General features: G+C 53.9%; 18 protein-coding genes. 15 read left to right on the top strand and 3 right to left on the bottom strand.

Going from position 1 to position 16,388, the window contains the following annotated elements; all coding sequences use genetic code 11:
• The first annotated feature begins 94 nt into the window (after positions 1-94).
• The 8 genes from C8C98_RS04690 (at position 95) to fliR (ending at position 5,728) form a co-directional block, all read left to right on the top strand.
• Positions 95-1,291: a flagellar hook-length control protein FliK gene (locus C8C98_RS04690; protein WP_233574454.1), complete on the top strand. Its 1,197-nt coding sequence runs from the start codon at positions 95-97 to the stop codon at positions 1,289-1,291.
• A 191-nt stretch (positions 1,292-1,482) separates the two neighbouring features.
• A complete protein-coding gene (fliL, locus tag C8C98_RS04685; RefSeq protein ID WP_233574453.1) occupies positions 1,483-2,067 on the top strand; it encodes a flagellar basal body-associated protein FliL in 585 nt (194 codons plus the stop codon).
• 18 nt (positions 2,068-2,085) lie between these two features.
• On the top strand, positions 2,086-3,090 hold the full coding sequence (gene fliM / locus C8C98_RS04680) for a flagellar motor switch protein FliM (protein WP_099656752.1): 1,005 nt from the start codon (positions 2,086-2,088) through the stop codon (positions 3,088-3,090).
• Entirely contained in the window at positions 3,080-3,511 is a 432-nt protein-coding gene (gene fliN / locus C8C98_RS04675; RefSeq protein ID WP_099656751.1) for a flagellar motor switch protein FliN, read from the top strand. Before fliM ends, fliN begins: the two co-directional genes overlap by 11 nt.
• A 7-nt stretch (positions 3,512-3,518) precedes the next feature.
• The gene (locus C8C98_RS04670) at positions 3,519-3,866 is read left to right on the top strand and encodes a flagellar biosynthetic protein FliO (RefSeq protein WP_121453329.1); all 348 of its coding nucleotides are present in this window, start codon (positions 3,519-3,521) and stop codon (positions 3,864-3,866) included.
• Entirely contained in the window at positions 3,859-4,659 is an 801-nt protein-coding gene (fliP, locus tag C8C98_RS04665; protein WP_370450326.1) for a flagellar type III secretion system pore protein FliP, read from the top strand. Before C8C98_RS04670 ends, fliP begins: the two co-directional genes overlap by 8 nt.
• 15 nt (positions 4,660-4,674) lie before the next feature.
• Positions 4,675-4,944, top strand: coding sequence for a flagellar biosynthesis protein FliQ (fliQ, locus tag C8C98_RS04660; protein ID WP_099656748.1), 270 nt, complete (start codon positions 4,675-4,677; stop codon positions 4,942-4,944).
• Between the two features lie 13 nt (positions 4,945-4,957).
• On the top strand, positions 4,958-5,728 hold the full coding sequence (gene fliR / locus C8C98_RS04655) for a flagellar biosynthetic protein FliR (protein WP_121456025.1): 771 nt from the start codon (positions 4,958-4,960) through the stop codon (positions 5,726-5,728).
• Positions 5,729-5,785: 57 nt separating this feature from the next.
• Here the strand turns inward: fliR and C8C98_RS04650 are convergent, their stop codons facing one another.
• Positions 5,786-6,418, bottom strand: coding sequence for a response regulator (locus C8C98_RS04650; protein WP_370450325.1), 633 nt, complete (start codon positions 6,416-6,418; stop codon positions 5,786-5,788).
• Positions 6,408-7,526 (bottom strand): ATP-binding protein, encoded by a 1,119-nt coding sequence (locus C8C98_RS04645; protein ID WP_121453328.1) that lies wholly within the window; start codon positions 7,524-7,526, stop codon positions 6,408-6,410. The genes C8C98_RS04650 and C8C98_RS04645 overlap by 11 nt, the downstream gene beginning before the upstream one ends.
• Positions 7,527-7,705: 179 nt before the next feature.
• Between C8C98_RS04645 and C8C98_RS04640 the strand changes: the two genes are divergently transcribed.
• From C8C98_RS04640 to C8C98_RS04610, 7 genes are all read left to right on the top strand, one after another.
• The gene (locus C8C98_RS04640; RefSeq protein ID WP_121453327.1) at positions 7,706-8,152 is read left to right on the top strand and encodes a hypothetical protein; all 447 of its coding nucleotides are present in this window, start codon (positions 7,706-7,708) and stop codon (positions 8,150-8,152) included.
• A 49-nt stretch (positions 8,153-8,201) separates the two neighbouring features.
• Entirely contained in the window at positions 8,202-8,564 is a 363-nt protein-coding gene (locus C8C98_RS04635) for a response regulator (protein ID WP_007853722.1), read from the top strand.
• A gap of 36 nt (positions 8,565-8,600) precedes the next feature.
• Positions 8,601-10,745 (top strand): chemotaxis protein CheW, encoded by a 2,145-nt coding sequence (locus C8C98_RS04630; RefSeq protein WP_121453326.1) that lies wholly within the window; start codon positions 8,601-8,603, stop codon positions 10,743-10,745.
• Positions 10,746-10,797: 52 nt separating this feature from the next.
• A complete protein-coding gene (locus C8C98_RS04625) occupies positions 10,798-11,286 on the top strand; it encodes a chemotaxis protein CheW (RefSeq protein WP_121453325.1) in 489 nt (162 codons plus the stop codon).
• Positions 11,287-11,393: 107 nt separating this feature from the next.
• A complete protein-coding gene (locus C8C98_RS04620) occupies positions 11,394-12,299 on the top strand; it encodes a CheR family methyltransferase (RefSeq protein WP_121453324.1) in 906 nt (301 codons plus the stop codon).
• A gap of 77 nt (positions 12,300-12,376) precedes the next feature.
• Positions 12,377-13,078 (top strand): chemoreceptor glutamine deamidase CheD, encoded by a 702-nt coding sequence (gene cheD, locus C8C98_RS04615; protein WP_099742104.1) that lies wholly within the window; start codon positions 12,377-12,379, stop codon positions 13,076-13,078.
• A 15-nt stretch (positions 13,079-13,093) separates the two neighbouring features.
• Positions 13,094-14,206, top strand: a complete 1,113-nt coding sequence (locus C8C98_RS04610) for a chemotaxis response regulator protein-glutamate methylesterase (protein ID WP_121453323.1) — start codon at positions 13,094-13,096, stop codon at positions 14,204-14,206.
• Between the two features lie 94 nt (positions 14,207-14,300).
• Here the strand turns inward: C8C98_RS04610 and C8C98_RS04605 are convergent, their stop codons facing one another.
• Entirely contained in the window at positions 14,301-16,196 is a 1,896-nt protein-coding gene (locus C8C98_RS04605; RefSeq protein WP_121453322.1) for an ATP-binding cassette domain-containing protein, read from the bottom strand.
• Positions 16,197-16,388: the final 192 nt, after the last annotated feature.

Genomic DNA, 16,388 nt, shown 5'->3' with positions numbered 1-16,388 from the left:
GTCTTCGCAAGGTGCCCATGGCGCCGTCCGTGCCAAAGGCGCAACCAAGCCCGCTAACGACGCTGCGCAGGATCCGGCGGCGCAAGGGGGCTTTATGGCCCTGATGGCTGCACTGGAGGATGGTCTGCCTGCCGAAGATGCGACAGAGCCATCGGATATTGGTGCGTTCATCGATTCTTCGTCTGCTACCGTCGGGCAGATGTATGACCCCGCTGCACTCTCTAACGTGCAGGGCTTCCTGGCTTCTGCACTGGGACGTGCTGCTCCCAGTGCCAGTAGCAGTGGTTTGCCAGGGGCGGCTGGTCAAGGGGGCGATGGTTTGGTAGGTAGTTCTCGCGTTGCTTGGGCTCAGGATCCCATGGGTGATGGCTTGGTTGCGCAAACCGCAGCCCTGGACGGGCTGGGTGATATCAAGGACGGCGATACCGCAGCAGGCTTGCTGGCTCAAGGGCGCCCCACACTCGTCGCGCGCGGCACCACGAGTTTTGCTCAACGCAGTGAAGCCCTGAGTGCATTGGCGGGTAGCTTTACCGGGAAGTCGGGGGTGCCAGAGCCAGGTAAATCCGCCAATGGGGCTGCTGATGCTGCGACTGTGCTGTCAGGAGCCCTTGCTTCTGTAGCGCCCACGCGTGAGTCTGGCGTTGTGCCTGCAGTGCGTGAAGGTTTGGGGGGGCGAGAGTCTTTGGGGCTGGCTGGGCTGGACAGCACAGCCGTGTTGGCAGAACTACAAGGGAGTGGCGGTGCTGAAAGCTGGCTGCGTGACTCCAGTGATATAGGTGCGACAAGCTATGGAGGTGAAGGGGGCTGGGGCGCGCAGGCTCTGGAGCCCGATGCATCCCGTGCCGATGGCGGTGCGGCAGTTGCCGGCGGCTCGGATGGATTGGTGCCCCCTGGAGCGGAGGATGCGCTGGCCGAGCAGGTCACCTACTGGGTGAATCAGAAAACCCAGAATGCCGAAATGACTTTGACGAGGGACGGCCAACCTGTGGAAGTTTCAGTTTCTCTGTCTGGTAACGAGGCCCATGTGACTTTTCGCAGCGACCAGGAGCAAACACGCCAAATGCTGGACGACGGCATGGCGCAGTTGAGTGACATGCTGCGTGGTCAAGGTTTGATCTTGTCGGGTGCCAGTGTGGGGACCTCAGCGCGTGATGGCCAATCGCGGGGGGGCGAGGCTCAGCAAGGGACAGATTCACGCACGGGTCAAGCGAGGGTCGTTGCGGCGGATAGCACCACGGAGCGTAAACCAGCCGGGGTGGATGGGCGTCGTGCACTGGATGTATTTGTTTGAGTGTGCCCACAGAAAGCCGCAGACGCTTGTTCTGTGGCTCCATCGATAGCGTGAGGTGCCGGACAGCCATGGTTTTGGGCTTTTATTCTGGCTATTATTGGTTGAATACCCGCCCGACAATGCAATCTAGCGTCTGGTCATTGCCTTGTTGGGCATGATTGGGCCGCTGAACACAGCAAGGAATCCGCCCCGTGTCCGCCAATGCACCCGCCGCTCCGGCCAAGGAGAAGTCCAAAAGCAAGAAGATGCTGGTGATCATCATTGTGGTGGTCGCCTTGCTGGTGGTCGCTGGCGGCGCTGCCGCTTGGTTTCTTTCCAGTCGTGCCCATCCAAAGGATGACGAGGCCGCAGAAGAGCCCGCGCCAGCTAAAGAGGCAGCCAAGACGCCACCGACTTTTTTGCCTATGGAAAACATGGTGGTGAATTTGGCAGACCCTGGGGGCGAGCGTTTTGCGCAGATTGGCATCACTCTGGAGGTGGTTGATGCTAAAACAGCAGACCAGGTCAAGCAGTACTTGCCTTCGATTCGCAGCGGGGTTCTGATGGTGATATCCCAGCGCACCTCTGGCGAGTTGTTGCAGCGCGAAGGCAAGGAGAAACTGGCCAATGACATTCTTCGGGAAGTGTCCAAACCACTGGGATTTTCAGTGCCCGTTGCTAAGAAGCGGGTGGTTGCTGAAGGTGAAGAAGAGGATCCCGAAGAGCGCGCTGCGAGGCGCAAGGCCGATAAGAACCCAGTGAAACGGGTACTCTTTTCGAGCTTCATCATTCAGTGACGCGCAAAGGGGTCATCTATGAGTGATTCGTTCCTGTCACAAGAAGAAGTTGATGCACTTCTTGAGGGAGTCACGGGCGAGAGCCAGAAGTCGGTAGAGGAAGTCGCCGAGGCTGGCTCGGTCCGTAACTACGACATCTCGAGCCAAGAGCGCATCGTACGTGGCCGCATGCCGACGATGGAAATCGTCAACGAACGGTTTGCTCGCAATTTCCGTATTGGGCTCTTCAACTTTATTCGCCGCAGCCCAGAGATTTCGGTGGGTACTGTCTCTGTGCAGCGCTACAGCGCGTTCTTGCGCGAACTGGCTGTACCCACGAACTTCAATATTGTGGCCATTCGGCCGTTGCGCGGCAGCGGTTTGATTGTGTGTGAGCCTTCGCTGGTGTTCGGCATCATCGATACCTTGTACGGCGGGGTGGGGAAATTCCAGACCCGCATCGAGGGGCGGGATTTCTCGCCCACGGAACAAAGGGTGATCAATCGTTTGGTGGACGTGATCTGTGCGGAATACAAAAAAGCATGGCACGGTATTTACCCGCTGGAACTGGAGTATCAGCGTTCAGAAATGCAGCCCCAGTTTGCCAATATTGCGACCCCGAGCGAAATCGTGGTGTCTACGGCGTTCCAGTTGGAAATTGGGGACCTGTCCGGTGCGATCCATGTGTGTATGCCCTATGCCACGTTGGAGCCTATCCGTGATGTTTTGTATTCATCGACCCAAGGCGACTCCATTGAGGTAGACCGCCGCTGGGTCCGTGTTTTGACCCGTGAGATCCAGGCCGCTGAAGTGACGCTGGTGGCCGAACTTGCCAAAGCCGATGCCACTGTGGAGCAATTGCTGGCGATGAAGCCGGGTGACTTTATTGAACTGGACCGTGAGCCGCGCATCAAGGCGTCTATTGGTGGGGTTCCCATTTTTGAATGCCAGTACGGAACGCACAATTCTAAATACGCTATTCGCATTGAAGAGTGCTTGCGCAGTGCAGACATGAGCTGGCTTGGAGAAAAAGATGTCAACTGAAGAAAACAACAAAGACGCTGCAGATGATCCATTTGCTGGCTGGGCTGAAGCACTGGAAGAACAAAAGCGTGACGACAAACCTGCCGATGCGGAGCAGGGGGGGCCTCTGTCTGGAGAGCCCGTGCGGCCTTTCTCGGGTGGCAGTGATGGAACGGTCAATGACATCAACATGGTGTTGGACATTCCTGTTCAGCTGTCGGTGGAGTTGGGTCGCACCAAAGTTCCGATCAAGTACATCCTGCAATTGGCTCAGGGGTCAGTGGTAGAACTGGATGCTTTGGCGGGTGAGCCAATGGATGTGCTGGTGAATGGCTACTTGATTGCCCAAGGCGAAGTGGTGGTCGTGAACGATAAGTTCGGTATCCGTCTCACCGATGTGGTGACGCCCTCAGAGCGTCTGCGGCGCGTGAGTCGTGGATAGTCCCGGTATGACCCAGACCTTGTCGGTGGTTGTCCTGTTCATTGCAGGCATGGCGTGCTTGCCATGGTTGGTGCGTTGGGTGCAACAACGAAAGGGTGCCTCGGGCGTCTCTGGTGCTGCGGCTGCGTCCAGGGTGCTCTCTGCAGTGGCCATAGGCCCTCAGCAGCGGTTGGTGACAGTGGAGGTTGGGCCTGAACACGCCAGAACACTGCTGGTTTTAGGGGTGACGGCACAGCATGTGAGTTGTTTGCATACCATTCCGGCCTCCCCGGTCCCCCTCCCGACAACAGAGCGACAAGTCTCTTTTGCGCAGGAAATCGCCCAGGCTTCGGCATTGAAAGAAACAGATGCGTAGTTCAGCGCGCAGCCGTTTCGCGTGGGCGCGCTGGTTGCGGCCTTTGCTGGCATTGGCCGGGGTTGCTACAGGGCTGGTGCTGGCACTGGTGCAGTCGCCCGCCATAGCCCAGACGGCAGGGAGTACTTTGCCGATCCTGGTGGGGGCAGGCGCTGGCGGCAATAGCTATTCGGTGCCCATCCAGACGCTGCTGTTTTTCACGGCGCTTTCCTTTTTGCCTGCCGTGCTGCTGTTGATGACAGGCTTTACACGCATCGTGATTGTCTTGTCGCTCCTTCGGCAGGCGCTAGGCACCCAGTCAGCTCCCCCAAACCAGGTCATCATTGGACTCTCTCTGTTCTTGACGATGTTCGTGATGGGGCCGACGTTGGATAGGGTGTACCAGGATGCGTATGTGCCTTACACCGCTAATGCCATTGGTTTTGAACAGGCGTTGCAAAAAGCAGAGGCGCCCATGCGTGAATTCATGCTTAAGCAAACGCGGCAGTCAGACTTTGCCTTGTTTTCCCGTTTGGCACGTTTGGGGTCCGATGTGACCGCCGAAACAGCGCCGCTGCGGGTGCTGGTGCCTGCGTTTGTGACCAGTGAGTTGAAATCTGCTTTCCAGATCGGGTTCATGATTTTCATCCCATTTTTGGTCATCGATATGGTGGTTTCCAGTATCTTGATGTCGTTGGGGATGATGATGTTGTCCCCAGTGCTGGTTGCACTGCCTTTCAAGCTCATGCTGTTTGTTCTGGCCGATGGATGGAACCTTCTCCTGGGTTCATTGGCTGCCAGCTTTGTGACTTGACCCGAGGAGCTTACGGTGACTTCTCAGATGGTTTTGACCATGGGGCGAGATGCCCTGACCTTGTTGCTCATGATCTCGATGCCCGTATTGGGCGTGGTCATGGCTGTGGGCTTGGTGGTCAGCATTTTTCAGGCAGTGACGCAGATCCATGAGGCTACGCTGGCTTTTGTGCCCAAGCTGATCGCAGCCATGATCGTGTTCGCCATTGGTGGCCCCTGGATGATCAGCACGTTGGTGGATTACATCCGTCGGACCATTGAATCCATTCCTAGCGTTGTCGGTTGACGTTGGATTTCGTGTGATCACCTTCAATGAGGCGCAACTGGTTGCTTGGCTCTCGCCAGTGCTGTGGCCATTTTTGAGGGTGCTGGCGGTATTTTCAGTGGCACCGATTTTCTCCATGCGCATGATTCCCATGCGGGTAAAGATCGGCTTGGCATTTCTTGTTGCCCTCTGCGCCCAGGGTGTTTTGGTCAATCAGCCAATCGTGGATATCAATGGGAGAGATGCGATTGGGGCCGTCGTGCAGCAGGTGGTGATTGGCTTGTCGATTGGTTTTGCTGTCCGTTTGGTGTTTTCTGCAGTGGAGCTGGCGGGGGAAATCATTGGTTTGCAGATGGGGTTGAATTTCGCTTCATTTTTTGACCCGGCAAGCAATGCACAAATCAGTGCGGTAGCTCGCTTTTTCGGCAATGTGTCCATGTTGTTGTTCATCGTGGTCAATGGGCACTTGATGGTCGTGATGGCGGTCGTCAAGAGCTTTGATCGATTTCCCGTCAATGGCAATTTTTTAAGTGCCTTGAATCAGATGCGGTTGTACGAACTCGGGTCATCGCTGTTCTCGAGCGCTTTGTGGATTGCGCTGCCGATGATTGCCTTGCTGCTGTTCGTCAATCTTGCGTTGGGGGTGATATCCCGTGTTGCGCCGCAGATGAATATTTATGCAGTGGGGTTCCCTGTGACACTCACGGTCGGGATGCTAGGTATTGCGGCCACCTTACCCATGCTCGAGCAGCCTATCTTGACGCTCATGCAGCAGGCGGTAGATATTTTTGCCGCACAGAGATAGCTCTCGGTTGCTGCTTTGACCGATACAGCGCGCTTGCAGCACGCTGCCAAACGTCTGCTAGACCAGTTGGTTGCGTATTGCGTACACCGTCAGTTCCGCATTGTTGGTTAGTTGCAGCTTCTCAAGGACCCTGGAGCGATAGACGCTCACCGTCTTGGGGCTTAGCATCAGTTCTTCTGCGATATCCGACAGGCGACGGCCTGATGCAATTTTGATGAGTGTTTGCAGTTCGCGCTCAGACAGTGCAGCGTGGGGTGTTTCTTGCACAGGCTGCGAAAGACTTTCTGCCAGCATCTGCGCCACCTCGGCAGTCAGATACTTGCGTCCCTGCATGACGGTGCGAACCGCTGCAATCAGTGCAACAGGATCTCCCGCCTTGTTGGCGTATCCTTGGGCGCCTGCTTTGAGGCAGCGCAGGGCGTATTGATCTTCTGGATACATGGACACCACCAGTACCTTGATATCCGAATTTGTCTCTTTCAGGCTTGCCAACACTTCCAGTCCACTGCGGCCAGGCATGTTGAGATCAAGGAGCAAAACGTCGCAGGGTGCGCTGCGCAAAACTTCTCGAAGCTCTGAGTAGCTGCCTGCCTCTCCTGTGACCTGAATGTCATGGGCTTCAATCAACGTGTCGCGGATGCCCCGACGCAGTACGGCATGGTCATCACACAGAACAACATTAATCGCCACAAACTTCCCCCTCTTGGTATTTTGTTGGTGACGATGTTAGCGGGACTGTCAGCGTGATGCATGTGCCTTTCGTGGGCTGACTGCTGATATCCAGCCAGCCGCCAACAGTACGAGCCCTTTCTTGAAGCCCTTTGAGTCCAAAGGCTTTGGGTTTGGTTTGCATTTCGGGGCCCATGCCGCACCCGTTGTCTGCAATTTCCAACGTCAGGACACCCTCATAGTCAGATAAGTCGATGCTCACTTTGCTGGGCTGCGCGTGTTTGCCGATATTGGTCAGTGCCTCTTGGGCGGTGCGGTATGCCACCAGCTGGATTTCTGGACTGACATCGATATCTTCCTTGCTGAGGCGCACTCGAGTCGGGATGTCTGTTCTTCTCTCAAAACCTGATGCCAGCCACTTGACCGCTGCGGCTAGCCCTTGCTCCAGTACCGGGGGGCGCAAGTTCATCATGATGCGCTGGCTGGCGCCCACAGCATGCTGCAACATGTCTGTGGCCGCCGCTGCATGCTCCTTCATTGCATCGGTCGTGGCGTGCCGACCTATCCATGCGATGTCAAAGCGAACGGCTGTCAGTGCGCCGCCGATGTCATCGTGAATTTCGCGTGCGATGGCTGCGCGCTCTTGCTCAATGGATGTCTGTAAGTGCTCAGCTAAAGCCGCCAGTCGTTTTTGAGACTCTGCCAACTCTGCCACGGCCAGCTCGCGTTCTTTATTGGCCTGGTGCACTTCAATGGCGCGAGCCATGACATGAGGGAGTCGGCCAATGTCGTCTTTGAGAAGGTAGTCGGCGATGCCGAGGTGCATGGCATCGACCGCAGCAGCTTCGCCAACCGCTCCTGAAACCAGAACGAAGGGGGGGCGGTGATGCAATTGCGCAACATGTTGCCATGCATCAAGCGCCGTAAACCCGTTGAGCCTGTAGTCCGCTAGGATGATGTCGAATGACCTCTGCGAAACAAGTGCCGCAAACGCATCCAGAGAGTCAACAGGTGTGATGGCTGCAGAGGGGTAAGACCGAAGAATGACTCGGTGCACCAGTTTTTGATCAGCAAGCGAATCTTCAAGGTGGAGTATTTGAAGCTGTTGCTCTGGTGCTATCGTGACCATAGGGGCGTTATCATAGGATACATTTTGGAACAAACAAGGGTGTTTGTCCGATTGAGGGGGTTGGTTGTCCAGCGTCCAATAAGTTCAGGCAATTGGGCTTGCTAGTAGCAAAATGTCCATAAAACGCCGTCTTTGATGGCACGCGCGTGCTTTGTGGCTGCTTTTGCGATGGAGAAACGATGCAATCTACGCTAACAACGCCTGGAGGGCCAGGGGTTCAAGTTCCTGTCATGGTGGCAGCTGAACTCCAGGACTCGTTGCTGGTTGTCATGCACGACTTGCACCGCTTGGAAGGGCTGCTCAGTCATGCAACAGACAACTTGCTTGAACGCTTTGGCGAGGCCAATGCTGTTTTGACGGACTCCTTTGTTGCAGACTCCCCTGAACTGCAGGCTGCGAGGAATGCCTTGCGCAGTGCTGTGACTGAATTGCAGTTTCAGGATATGGCATCTCAGTTGATTTGGCACACCGCCAAGGTATTACAAGGCTGTGCTTTTCGCCTTGCTTCAGAAGCCATGGGGCAAGAGGAGGGTGAAGAAGCAGCACCCTTTGCCGAAATGGAGCCCGACAGGCCAAATCCTGTTACACAGAGCGAAATGGATGCTGGTTCCGTCGATCTATTCTGATCGTCACGTTATTGGCTAACCTAAATATTCAAGTCAGTTGGAGCCTTACATGCAATCGATACTTGCCGTAGATGATTCACCATCCATGCGAAAAATGGTGTCTTTCACCTTGACTGGTGCGGGTTACCACGTGGTGGAGGCGGTGGATGGGCAAGATGCCCTGGAAAAAGCGGAAAGCCATGACATTCACCTGGTTTTGGCAGACCAGAATATGCCAAGGCTGGACGGTATAGGCCTCACGAGAAAACTTCGTGAACATCCAAAGTTCAAAACCATTCCTATTTTGATTTTGACAACCGAGTCTAGTGACCAAATGAAGCAGGCAGGACGCTCTGCTGGTGCTACGGGATGGTTGGTTAAGCCTTTTGATCCCAATCGACTCATTGAAGTGATTCAAAAGGTAATCCGCTAAAGCGGCCTAGTTTAAAAAATCAAATAGGAGCCAACCATGGCAGAAACCTACCAAGAAGGATCTGGGTCAGGCGCTGATTTTGATCTGAGTCAGTTCTATCAGATCTTTTTCGAAGAGGCTGGGGAGAATCTAGACCAAATGGAGCAAATGCTTTTGGATCTGGATTTAAGCAACGCCAATGATGAAGAACTCAACGGGATTTTCCGCTGCGCTCACTCCATAAAGGGGGGCGCTGCAACTTTTGGTTTCTCCGATGTGGCCGAGTTGACCCATCAGATGGAGTCGCTTCTCGACAAGCTGCGTCGGCACGAACTTCAGCCTATTCCACAAATGGTAGACGTCCTGCTGGAGTCAGCAGATGCCTCTCGCAGTTTGCTGGCCCGGCATCAGGCTGGTGGGCAAGGCGAAGCTGTCTCCACTACTGCTTTGGTGAAGCGCATCAGTGACCTTGCGGCAGGCCTTCCTCCGACCGATTCACCGCTTTTGGCGCAGCCCGCTGCTGCGCCCACTCCCGTTGCTGCCCCCCCGGTGGTAGCAGCAGCACCAGCGCTAGCACCTCATGTCCCTGGTCAGATTCGCCAACTGGAGATTCATATCGGACCGCTTGAGCGCCTGGAGCAAGCCGATGCGATCAAGGAGCTGTTCCGTGACATTGCGGGGCTGGGCTCGATACAGGATATTTCGGGTGCGGTTCCCGATATGCGTGTGTTTGCGGTAGAGACAACGTCTTCCACTGAAGACTTGCTTGACCTCTTTGCTTTCCATGTGTCCAAAGATCAAGTCCGTTTCGTTGATCCTGGTGCAGCGACGGCTACCGCTTTGCCTGACGCCGAGATGGCCTCTGTGGCGGCATCCGATACAGACGCGGCTTATGGGTTTTTTAACGATGCACCGGGAGCTCCCGCTGCCACCGCAGAGGTTGCACAGGCTGTGGTTCCTGTGGCTGATGAAACACCTCGTGCCAAGGCCGTGGCGCCTAAGTCGACTGAGCAAAAGGCGCCATCGCAAGCACAGATGGAGTCAACAACCATTCGTGTGGCCGTCAACAAGGTGGATCAGCTGATCAATCTGGTCGGTGAACTGGTGATTACACAAGCCATGCTGGCGCAGAACAGCCGGGGTTTGGATGCCGGTGCGTACCAACAATTGCTAGCTGGCTTGGCAGATCTGGATCGCAACACCCGAGATCTTCAAGAGTCGGTCATGTCGATTCGCATGATCCCCATGTCTATTGTGTTCAGCCGTTTCCCTCGGATGTTGAGAGACTTGGCGAACAAACTGGGTAAAAAAGTGGATTTGGTGACTTTGGGTGAAGCCACTGAATTGGACAAAGGACTGGTCGAAAAAATCACAGATCCCTTGACGCACTTGGTTCGTAATAGTTGTGACCATGGGATTGAATTGCCTGCAGATCGATTGGCGAAAGGCAAGTCTGAGCACGGAACGATCACTTTGTCAGCATCCCACCAGGGCGGATCGATTGTGATTGATGTCCGTGATGATGGTCGGGGCTTGTCTCGTGAAAAGATACTGAAAAAAGCCCAAGAGCGCGGGCTTGATGTATCTGATCAGATGACGGATTCAGAAGTGTGGCAGCTGATTTTTGCCCCTGGATTCTCTACCGCCGAAGAGGTTACGGACGTGTCTGGTCGCGGTGTCGGTATGGATGTAGTCAAGCGGAATATCGCTGCACTCAATGGCTCTGTTGAAATCGACTCAGCAGAAGGCTATGGCATGAAGGTTTCCGTGCGCCTTCCACTGACACTGGCCATCATGGATGGGATGTCGGTTGGGGTCGGAGAAGAGGTTTATATCTTGCCACTTTCCTCTGTGGTTGAATCTTTCCAGGTCAATGCTGACGATGTGAGTACGGTGGCGCAAGGCTCCCAACTGGTTAAAGTGCGTGATGAATATATGCCTGTCATCGCACTGGAGAAAATATTCCAGGTCCCACGATTTGATTTGAATAAATCAAGCAACATTATGGTCGTGGTGGAGGCCGATGGAAGTCGTGTTGCACTGCTTGTAGACGAATTGCTTGGGCAGCACCAAGTCGTTGTGAAAAACCTAGAGTCTAATTACCGCAAGGTTCCTAACGTATCCGGTGCCACTATTTTGGGCGACGGAACCGTTGCTTTGATTTTGGATACGGGTGGCCTGGTCCGCCGGGCGAGGCATTAAATATAAATTGTGATCAGTGAATTTGGTTTTGATCGCAATTTGAGGAGCTGTTATGAGTGTTGTTGGAAAAACTGCAGATGTGGCTCCAGCTGGAGCTAGAGAGTATCTGACTTTTCGGTTGGATCAAGAGGAATACGGAATTGATATCTTGAAGGTTCAAGAAATCAGAGGATACGAGCAGCCAACTCGTATCGCCAATGCTCCCGCATTCATTAAGGGGGTTGTGAATCTTCGAGGAACTATCGTTCCTATTGTTGATATGCGGCTAAAATTCAATTGTGCGCAAGCAGATTACAATAGCTTTACGGTTGTAATTATTTTGAATTTGCGCAATAGAGTGGTTGGAATTGTAGTGGATTCTGTAAGTGATGTCATGGAGTTGACGTCAGACAGTATTCGCTCTGCGCCTGATATTGAAAGTGCTATCGATAACAGTTGCATATTGGGATTGGGCTCTGTTGGTGAGCGAATGTTGATTCTTTTGGATATTGAAAAGCTGATGTCTGGTGTGGATATGGGGTTGGTTACTGTTGATGAGTGATTTTTAAAATTCGCTTGTCTGCGCGCGATGCAGGCGAAAGGGATTTTGTTGGCTTGCTTGTGATTGGCAAGAAATCTGTATTGGTAAATATTCCCTTTGGATGAAATATGCCCCAAGCCACTAACGCATTAAAAAATGCCCGTGCACCCGTTGCTCGAATTGATGTGGCGGGTAACGGTGCTGCGTCCACGGGGCCTCTTGCACAAGGCAGAGAGTTCGTATGGACAAATGCTGATTTCGCCAGAGTTCAATCACTGATTTACCAGCGTGCGGGAATTAGCTTGCATGATGGAAAGCACGCAATGGTTTATAGCCGGCTTTCCCGCCGTTTGAGAGAGACGGGGCATGCTAGCTTTCATGACTATTTAAGTTGGCTTGAAACCAACGATGGTCCTGAATGGCAGGAATTTGTTAATGCTTTGACGACAAATCTCACGGCCTTTTTTCGGGAGCAGCATCATTTCGAAATATTTGCTTCCCATCTTCAAAGCCGCCCCTCTGGAACTCAATGGAAGGTTTGGTGCAATGCCGCATCTACCGGCGAGGAACCCTACTCTATTGCTATGACGGCCTTTGAAGCGCTCGGTTCAAACCCCTCTTTCAAATTGGTTGCGAGCGATATTGACTCCAAAGTTTTGGCAACTGCTGGAAATGGTGTTTATCGTCTTGATAGCATGAAGGGGGTTAGCCAAGACAAGATGCAGCGTTTTTTCCTGAAAGGAAAAGGCGCTAATTCAGGGATGGTGCGCGTCAAGCCGGAGTTGCGTCGGTTGATCGACTTCATGAGCGTGAATTTGATCAGGGACGATTGGCCTTTCAAAGAGCCCTTTGATGTGGTTTTTTGTCGGAATGTCATGATTTATTTTGATGCTCCGACACAAAGGCGCGTTCTGGAGAAAATTCACCGTGTGCTGAAACCAGGTGGGATGCTTTTTGTCGGGCACGCTGAAAATTTCAGCGAATCCAAGGATCTTTTTACTTTGCGGGGGAAGACGGTTTATGAACGCCGTTGACCTTGTTGAACAATAAAGCCACCGTTCCCATGACCAACTTTCACTCTGGTGTACCCTCCAGTTCTGGTGCCGCTGGAATGGCATCTCAGGCTGGCCTAGAGCGGCGTAGAGCTCCGCGAATAGCACCACTGAGTGCTGATATTTATTCAGCAGGAGGGGCGGCAAGGGATTCTTCTTTAGATGAATTGAAGGCCCGGCCTAAACGCCCTGGTGAAGCGTCTTTTTTCTACCTAGATCATCATTTTCAGCACAATGCCGTCAAGGTGTTGCCTGGCGAATATTTTGTTGCCAATGAGAATATGGTGATTATGACTGTACTCGGATCGTGTATTGCGGCCTGTCTGTGGGACAGTCGTGCACACATCGGTGGCATGAATCACTTTATGCTTCCTGATGGCGATATGGCTGATTCATCTGGTCGATATGGTTCTTATGCAATGGAAGTATTGATCAATGAGATGCTGAAGCTGGGCGCCCGGCGAGAAACCATGCAGGCCAAGATATTTGGTGGTGCGCAGGTTATGCATAACTTCACGACAATGAATGTCGGTGAGCGAAATACAAATTTCGTGCTGAATTACCTACACACGGAGAGAATTCCGATTGTTTCTGAAGACGTTCTCGATATTTATCCTAGGAAGGTGGTTTTCTTCCCGGTCACGGGCAAGGCGATGGTCAAGCGATTGGCCCATGCCCATCCAGATGTTGCGCAAGAAGTCCGGGGCAATGCTGCTACTGTCGCCAAGAGCAATGCGGGTGGCTCTGTGGACTTGTTTTGATAAAAGGTCGAGTTGATGAGTAAGAAAATTCGGGTGGTTGTTGTGGATGACTCGGCTCTGGTTCGTAGCCTGCTTGCCGAGATCATCAACCGCCAGCGTGATATGGAGTGCATTGGAACAGCCAACGACCCTCTGATCGCACGAGAAATGATTCGGGAGCTCAATCCAGACGTGATTACTTTGGATGTTGAAATGCCCCGGATGGATGGCATCGATTTCCTGGGGCGGCTGATGCGCTTGCGTCCCATGCCTGTTGTGATGATTTCCACGCTGACAGAGCGGGGCGCTGAAGTGACTATGAAGGCGCTGGAGTTGGGCGCCATTGATTTTGTTGCAAAGCCGCGTGTGGGGCTGGCCAATGGTTTGAATGATCTGGCCGAGCAAATTGTGGACAAAATCCGTGTTGCTGCTGTTGCGCAAGTGCGCCGTGGCGTCATCCGCGAGGCGCCTGCTCAGGCTCCGGCACCTCTGCACGCGGGTGGGGCCGTTACAGCTCCCGCGTCTGCCATGGGGTTGCTGGGGCGTTTGTCCACTGAAAAGCTCATCTGCATCGGCGCATCCACAGGCGGGACTGAGGCCATCAAAGAGGTTTTGGTGCAGATGCCTGCGGACTCTCCAGCGATTGTGATCACGCAACACATGCCGCCAGGCTTCACCACCAGTTTTGCTGCCAGGCTTAATGGGCTTTGCCAGATCATTGTGAAAGAGGCCGTGAACGGCGAACGGATATTGCCCGGGCATGCTTACATTGCGCCCGGCGGAAAACAGTTTCATGTGGCGCGCAGTGGAGCCAACTACGTAGCAGTCGTTGATGACGGACCTGCCGTCAATCGGCACAAGCCTTCCGTTGAGGTCTTGTTTAAATCAGCCGCAGCAGTGGTTGGGCGCAACGCCTTCGGCATTATGTTGACGGGAATGGGTAACGACGGCGCCGCTGCGATGCGAGAGATGAAGGATGCTGGCAGCTACAACTATGTGCAGGACGAGGCCAGTTGTATTGTGTTTGGCATGCCCAGAGAGGCCATAGCGCATGGGGCTGCTGATGAGGTTCTTCCGCTGGGTCAAATTGCGGGGGCGCTGTTGGCCAAGCTGAGGGGGTCTTCGGATCGGGTGCTGCACCGCATTTGATCCAGAGAGTGCTCCATTGGGCGAGATCGCCCGAGTGCGTGAGAAAAGCACCTGGCAATCGGTGGATTAGTTTGGTTGCCAAGTGCTTTAAGGGCTAAGCAGACAGTGCTTCCCAGCGTTCTAGTGCCAATAGCAGCTCTTCTTCAATAGCTGCGACCCTTGTCATCATTGCTGTTGCCTTGATCCCATCAGATGCATACAGGCTTCCATCGGCAAGCTGCTCGTTCAGCATCTTTTGCTCTACCTCGAGCGCCTCTATGGTCGCCGGTAATTGCTCCAGCTCTTTCTGTTCTTTGTAGCTAAGCTTCTTTTTTGATAGCTGCTCGCGCTTGTTAGATAAGCCTTGGACGGCTATCGGAGCTGGAGTTTCCGCGGAAACCTTTTTGTTGTTGTCTGCGGGGGCTTGAGTGCGGGCCCGCTTGGATTGGATTAACCAATCCTGAACGCTGCCCTCGTACTCCCGCCAGTGAGCGTTGCCTTCGAAAGCAATAGTGCTGGTGACGACGTTGTCCAGAAAAGTTCGATCGTGGCTGACCAAGAAGACGGTGCCTGGATAGCTTTCTAGCAGCTCTTCCAGTAAATCCAGGGTATCGATGTCCAGATCGTTCGTCGGCTCGTCCAGCACCAGAACATTGGCTGGCCGTGCAAACAGCCTTGCCAGAAGCAATCTATTTCGCTCCCCCCCTGAGAGTGAGCTCACTGGTGAATGAGCGCGAGCTGGTGAGAACAGGAAATCGCTGAGATAGCTTTTGACGTGTTTGCGTTGATTGCCAATCTCAATCCACTCGCTGCCAGGACTGATGAAGTCTTCCAGCGTCGCATCGAGATTGATCGCATGGCGCATTTGGTCAAAGTAGGCGATTTGAAGATTAGCCCCTTGCCTGATGCTGCCCTCGTCGGGTTGGAGTTCGCCCAAAATGAGTTTCAGCAAGGTGGTTTTGCCTGCGCCATTGGGGCCAATCAAGCCGACCTTGTCGCCGCGCAAGATGGTGCCAGTAAAGCCTTGGACAATCTGCTTGGAGCCAAACGCCTTGCCCACATCAGTGAGTTCTGCAACGATCTTGCCCTGATATCCATTGCCTGATCCGGTTGCAACGTCCATTTTGACGCTACCCACCACATCGCGCCGTGCTTCACGCCTCTGGCGCAAAGCTTCCAGTCGGCTGATTCGGCTTTGGCTTCGGGTGCGTCTTGCTTCCACGCCTTTGCGAATCCACACTTCTTCTTGTGCTAGTAGCTTGTCGGCCTTGGCCGCGATGACGGCCTCTTGCGCTAGCTGCTCTTCCTTCTGGAGTTGGTACTGAGCGAAGTTGCCAGGATACGAGCGCAGCTGACCTCTATCTAGCTCCACAATCCGGGTTGCAATTCGGTCAAGGAATGCCCGATCGTGTGTGATGGTGACTACGCTGCCCGGAAAGTCCAGCAGCAAATCTTCCAGCCACTCAATGGAGTCCAGATCCAAGTGGTTGGTCGGTTCATCCAACAGCAATACATCTGGGCGCGACACGAGCGCTTGGGCTAACGCCACTCTCTTCTTGGTTCCTCCCGAAAGAGTGCCCACGACCGCTTCAGGTGGAAGGTGAAGCCTTTGCAGAGTTTCTTCCACGCGCTGCTCCCAGTTCCAAGCATCAAACGCTTCAATTTCTGATTGCAGGGCGTCCAGATCCACGCCTTCCTCAGCTGCCAGGTACTGCTCCCGTATGGCGATCACCCGCTGCAAGCCTGCGGATGCTGCCTGGAAGATCGTGGCTTCGGCGTCTAGGATGGGCTCCTGTGCCACGTACGCGATGCGTACGCCTTGCTGTACCTGCAGACTGCCGTCATCAGGCTTTGCCAGCCCTCCCAGAATCTTGAGCAAGGACGACTTCCCTGCGCCGTTGCGGCCAATCAGACCTACACGCTCCGTCTGCTCAAGAGAGAAGCCTGCGTGGTCTAGTAATGCAACGTGGCCGAAGGCCAGTTGCGCATTGATGAGTGTGATGAGTGCCATAAGGCCTGAATTATGAGTGGCTCACTTAAGTCACCCTCTGACGCGGCTCTCTGTCTGCGACTATGGGGGGCGGGGTTGCTGAGTAGGTTCTTAAAAACTTTCGAGAATTTGCTGTGTGCTCTAAAACGGTGCTATGATCGAGGGCTTCGCTACTGAGACGGTTTAGATTGTTGGGGTAGCGAAGGGGTTGCA

It is taken from the genome of Acidovorax sp. 106, from assembly GCF_003663825.1.
Classification (GTDB): Bacteria; Pseudomonadota; Gammaproteobacteria; order Burkholderiales; family Burkholderiaceae_C; genus Acidovorax.
Note: the sequence above shows the minus strand (reverse complement) of the source record. Positions and strands in the feature narration are given on the sequence as shown.

Excerpts from the sequence above, each read along its gene's own strand:
- C8C98_RS04690 (WP_233574454.1), top strand. The coding sequence starts at position 95 with ATGGCCCTGATGGCTGCACTGGAGGATGGTCTGCCTGCCGAAGATGCG.
- fliP (WP_370450326.1), top strand. The coding sequence starts at position 3,859 with ATGCGTAGTTCAGCGCGCAGCCGTTTCGCGTGGGCGCGCTGGTTGCGG.
- C8C98_RS04630 (WP_121453326.1), top strand. The coding sequence starts at position 8,601 with ATGGCAGAAACCTACCAAGAAGGATCTGGGTCAGGCGCTGATTTTGAT.
- C8C98_RS04645 (WP_121453328.1), bottom strand. The coding sequence starts at position 7,526 with ATGGTCACGATAGCACCAGAGCAACAGCTTCAAATACTCCACCTTGAA.
- C8C98_RS04625 (WP_121453325.1), top strand. The coding sequence starts at position 10,798 with ATGAGTGTTGTTGGAAAAACTGCAGATGTGGCTCCAGCTGGAGCTAGA.
- C8C98_RS04605 (WP_121453322.1), bottom strand. The coding sequence starts at position 16,196 with ATGGCACTCATCACACTCATCAATGCGCAACTGGCCTTCGGCCACGTT.
- C8C98_RS04610 (WP_121453323.1), top strand. The coding sequence starts at position 13,094 with ATGAGTAAGAAAATTCGGGTGGTTGTTGTGGATGACTCGGCTCTGGTT.
- C8C98_RS04670 (WP_121453329.1), top strand. The coding sequence starts at position 3,519 with ATGACCCAGACCTTGTCGGTGGTTGTCCTGTTCATTGCAGGCATGGCG.
- C8C98_RS04620 (WP_121453324.1), top strand. The coding sequence starts at position 11,394 with ATGCCCCAAGCCACTAACGCATTAAAAAATGCCCGTGCACCCGTTGCT.
- fliM (WP_099656752.1), top strand. The coding sequence starts at position 2,086 with ATGAGTGATTCGTTCCTGTCACAAGAAGAAGTTGATGCACTTCTTGAG.
- C8C98_RS04640 (WP_121453327.1), top strand. The coding sequence starts at position 7,706 with ATGCAATCTACGCTAACAACGCCTGGAGGGCCAGGGGTTCAAGTTCCT.
- fliN (WP_099656751.1), top strand. The coding sequence starts at position 3,080 with ATGTCAACTGAAGAAAACAACAAAGACGCTGCAGATGATCCATTTGCT.
- C8C98_RS04635 (WP_007853722.1), top strand. The coding sequence starts at position 8,202 with ATGCAATCGATACTTGCCGTAGATGATTCACCATCCATGCGAAAAATG.
- cheD (WP_099742104.1), top strand. The coding sequence starts at position 12,377 with ATGGCATCTCAGGCTGGCCTAGAGCGGCGTAGAGCTCCGCGAATAGCA.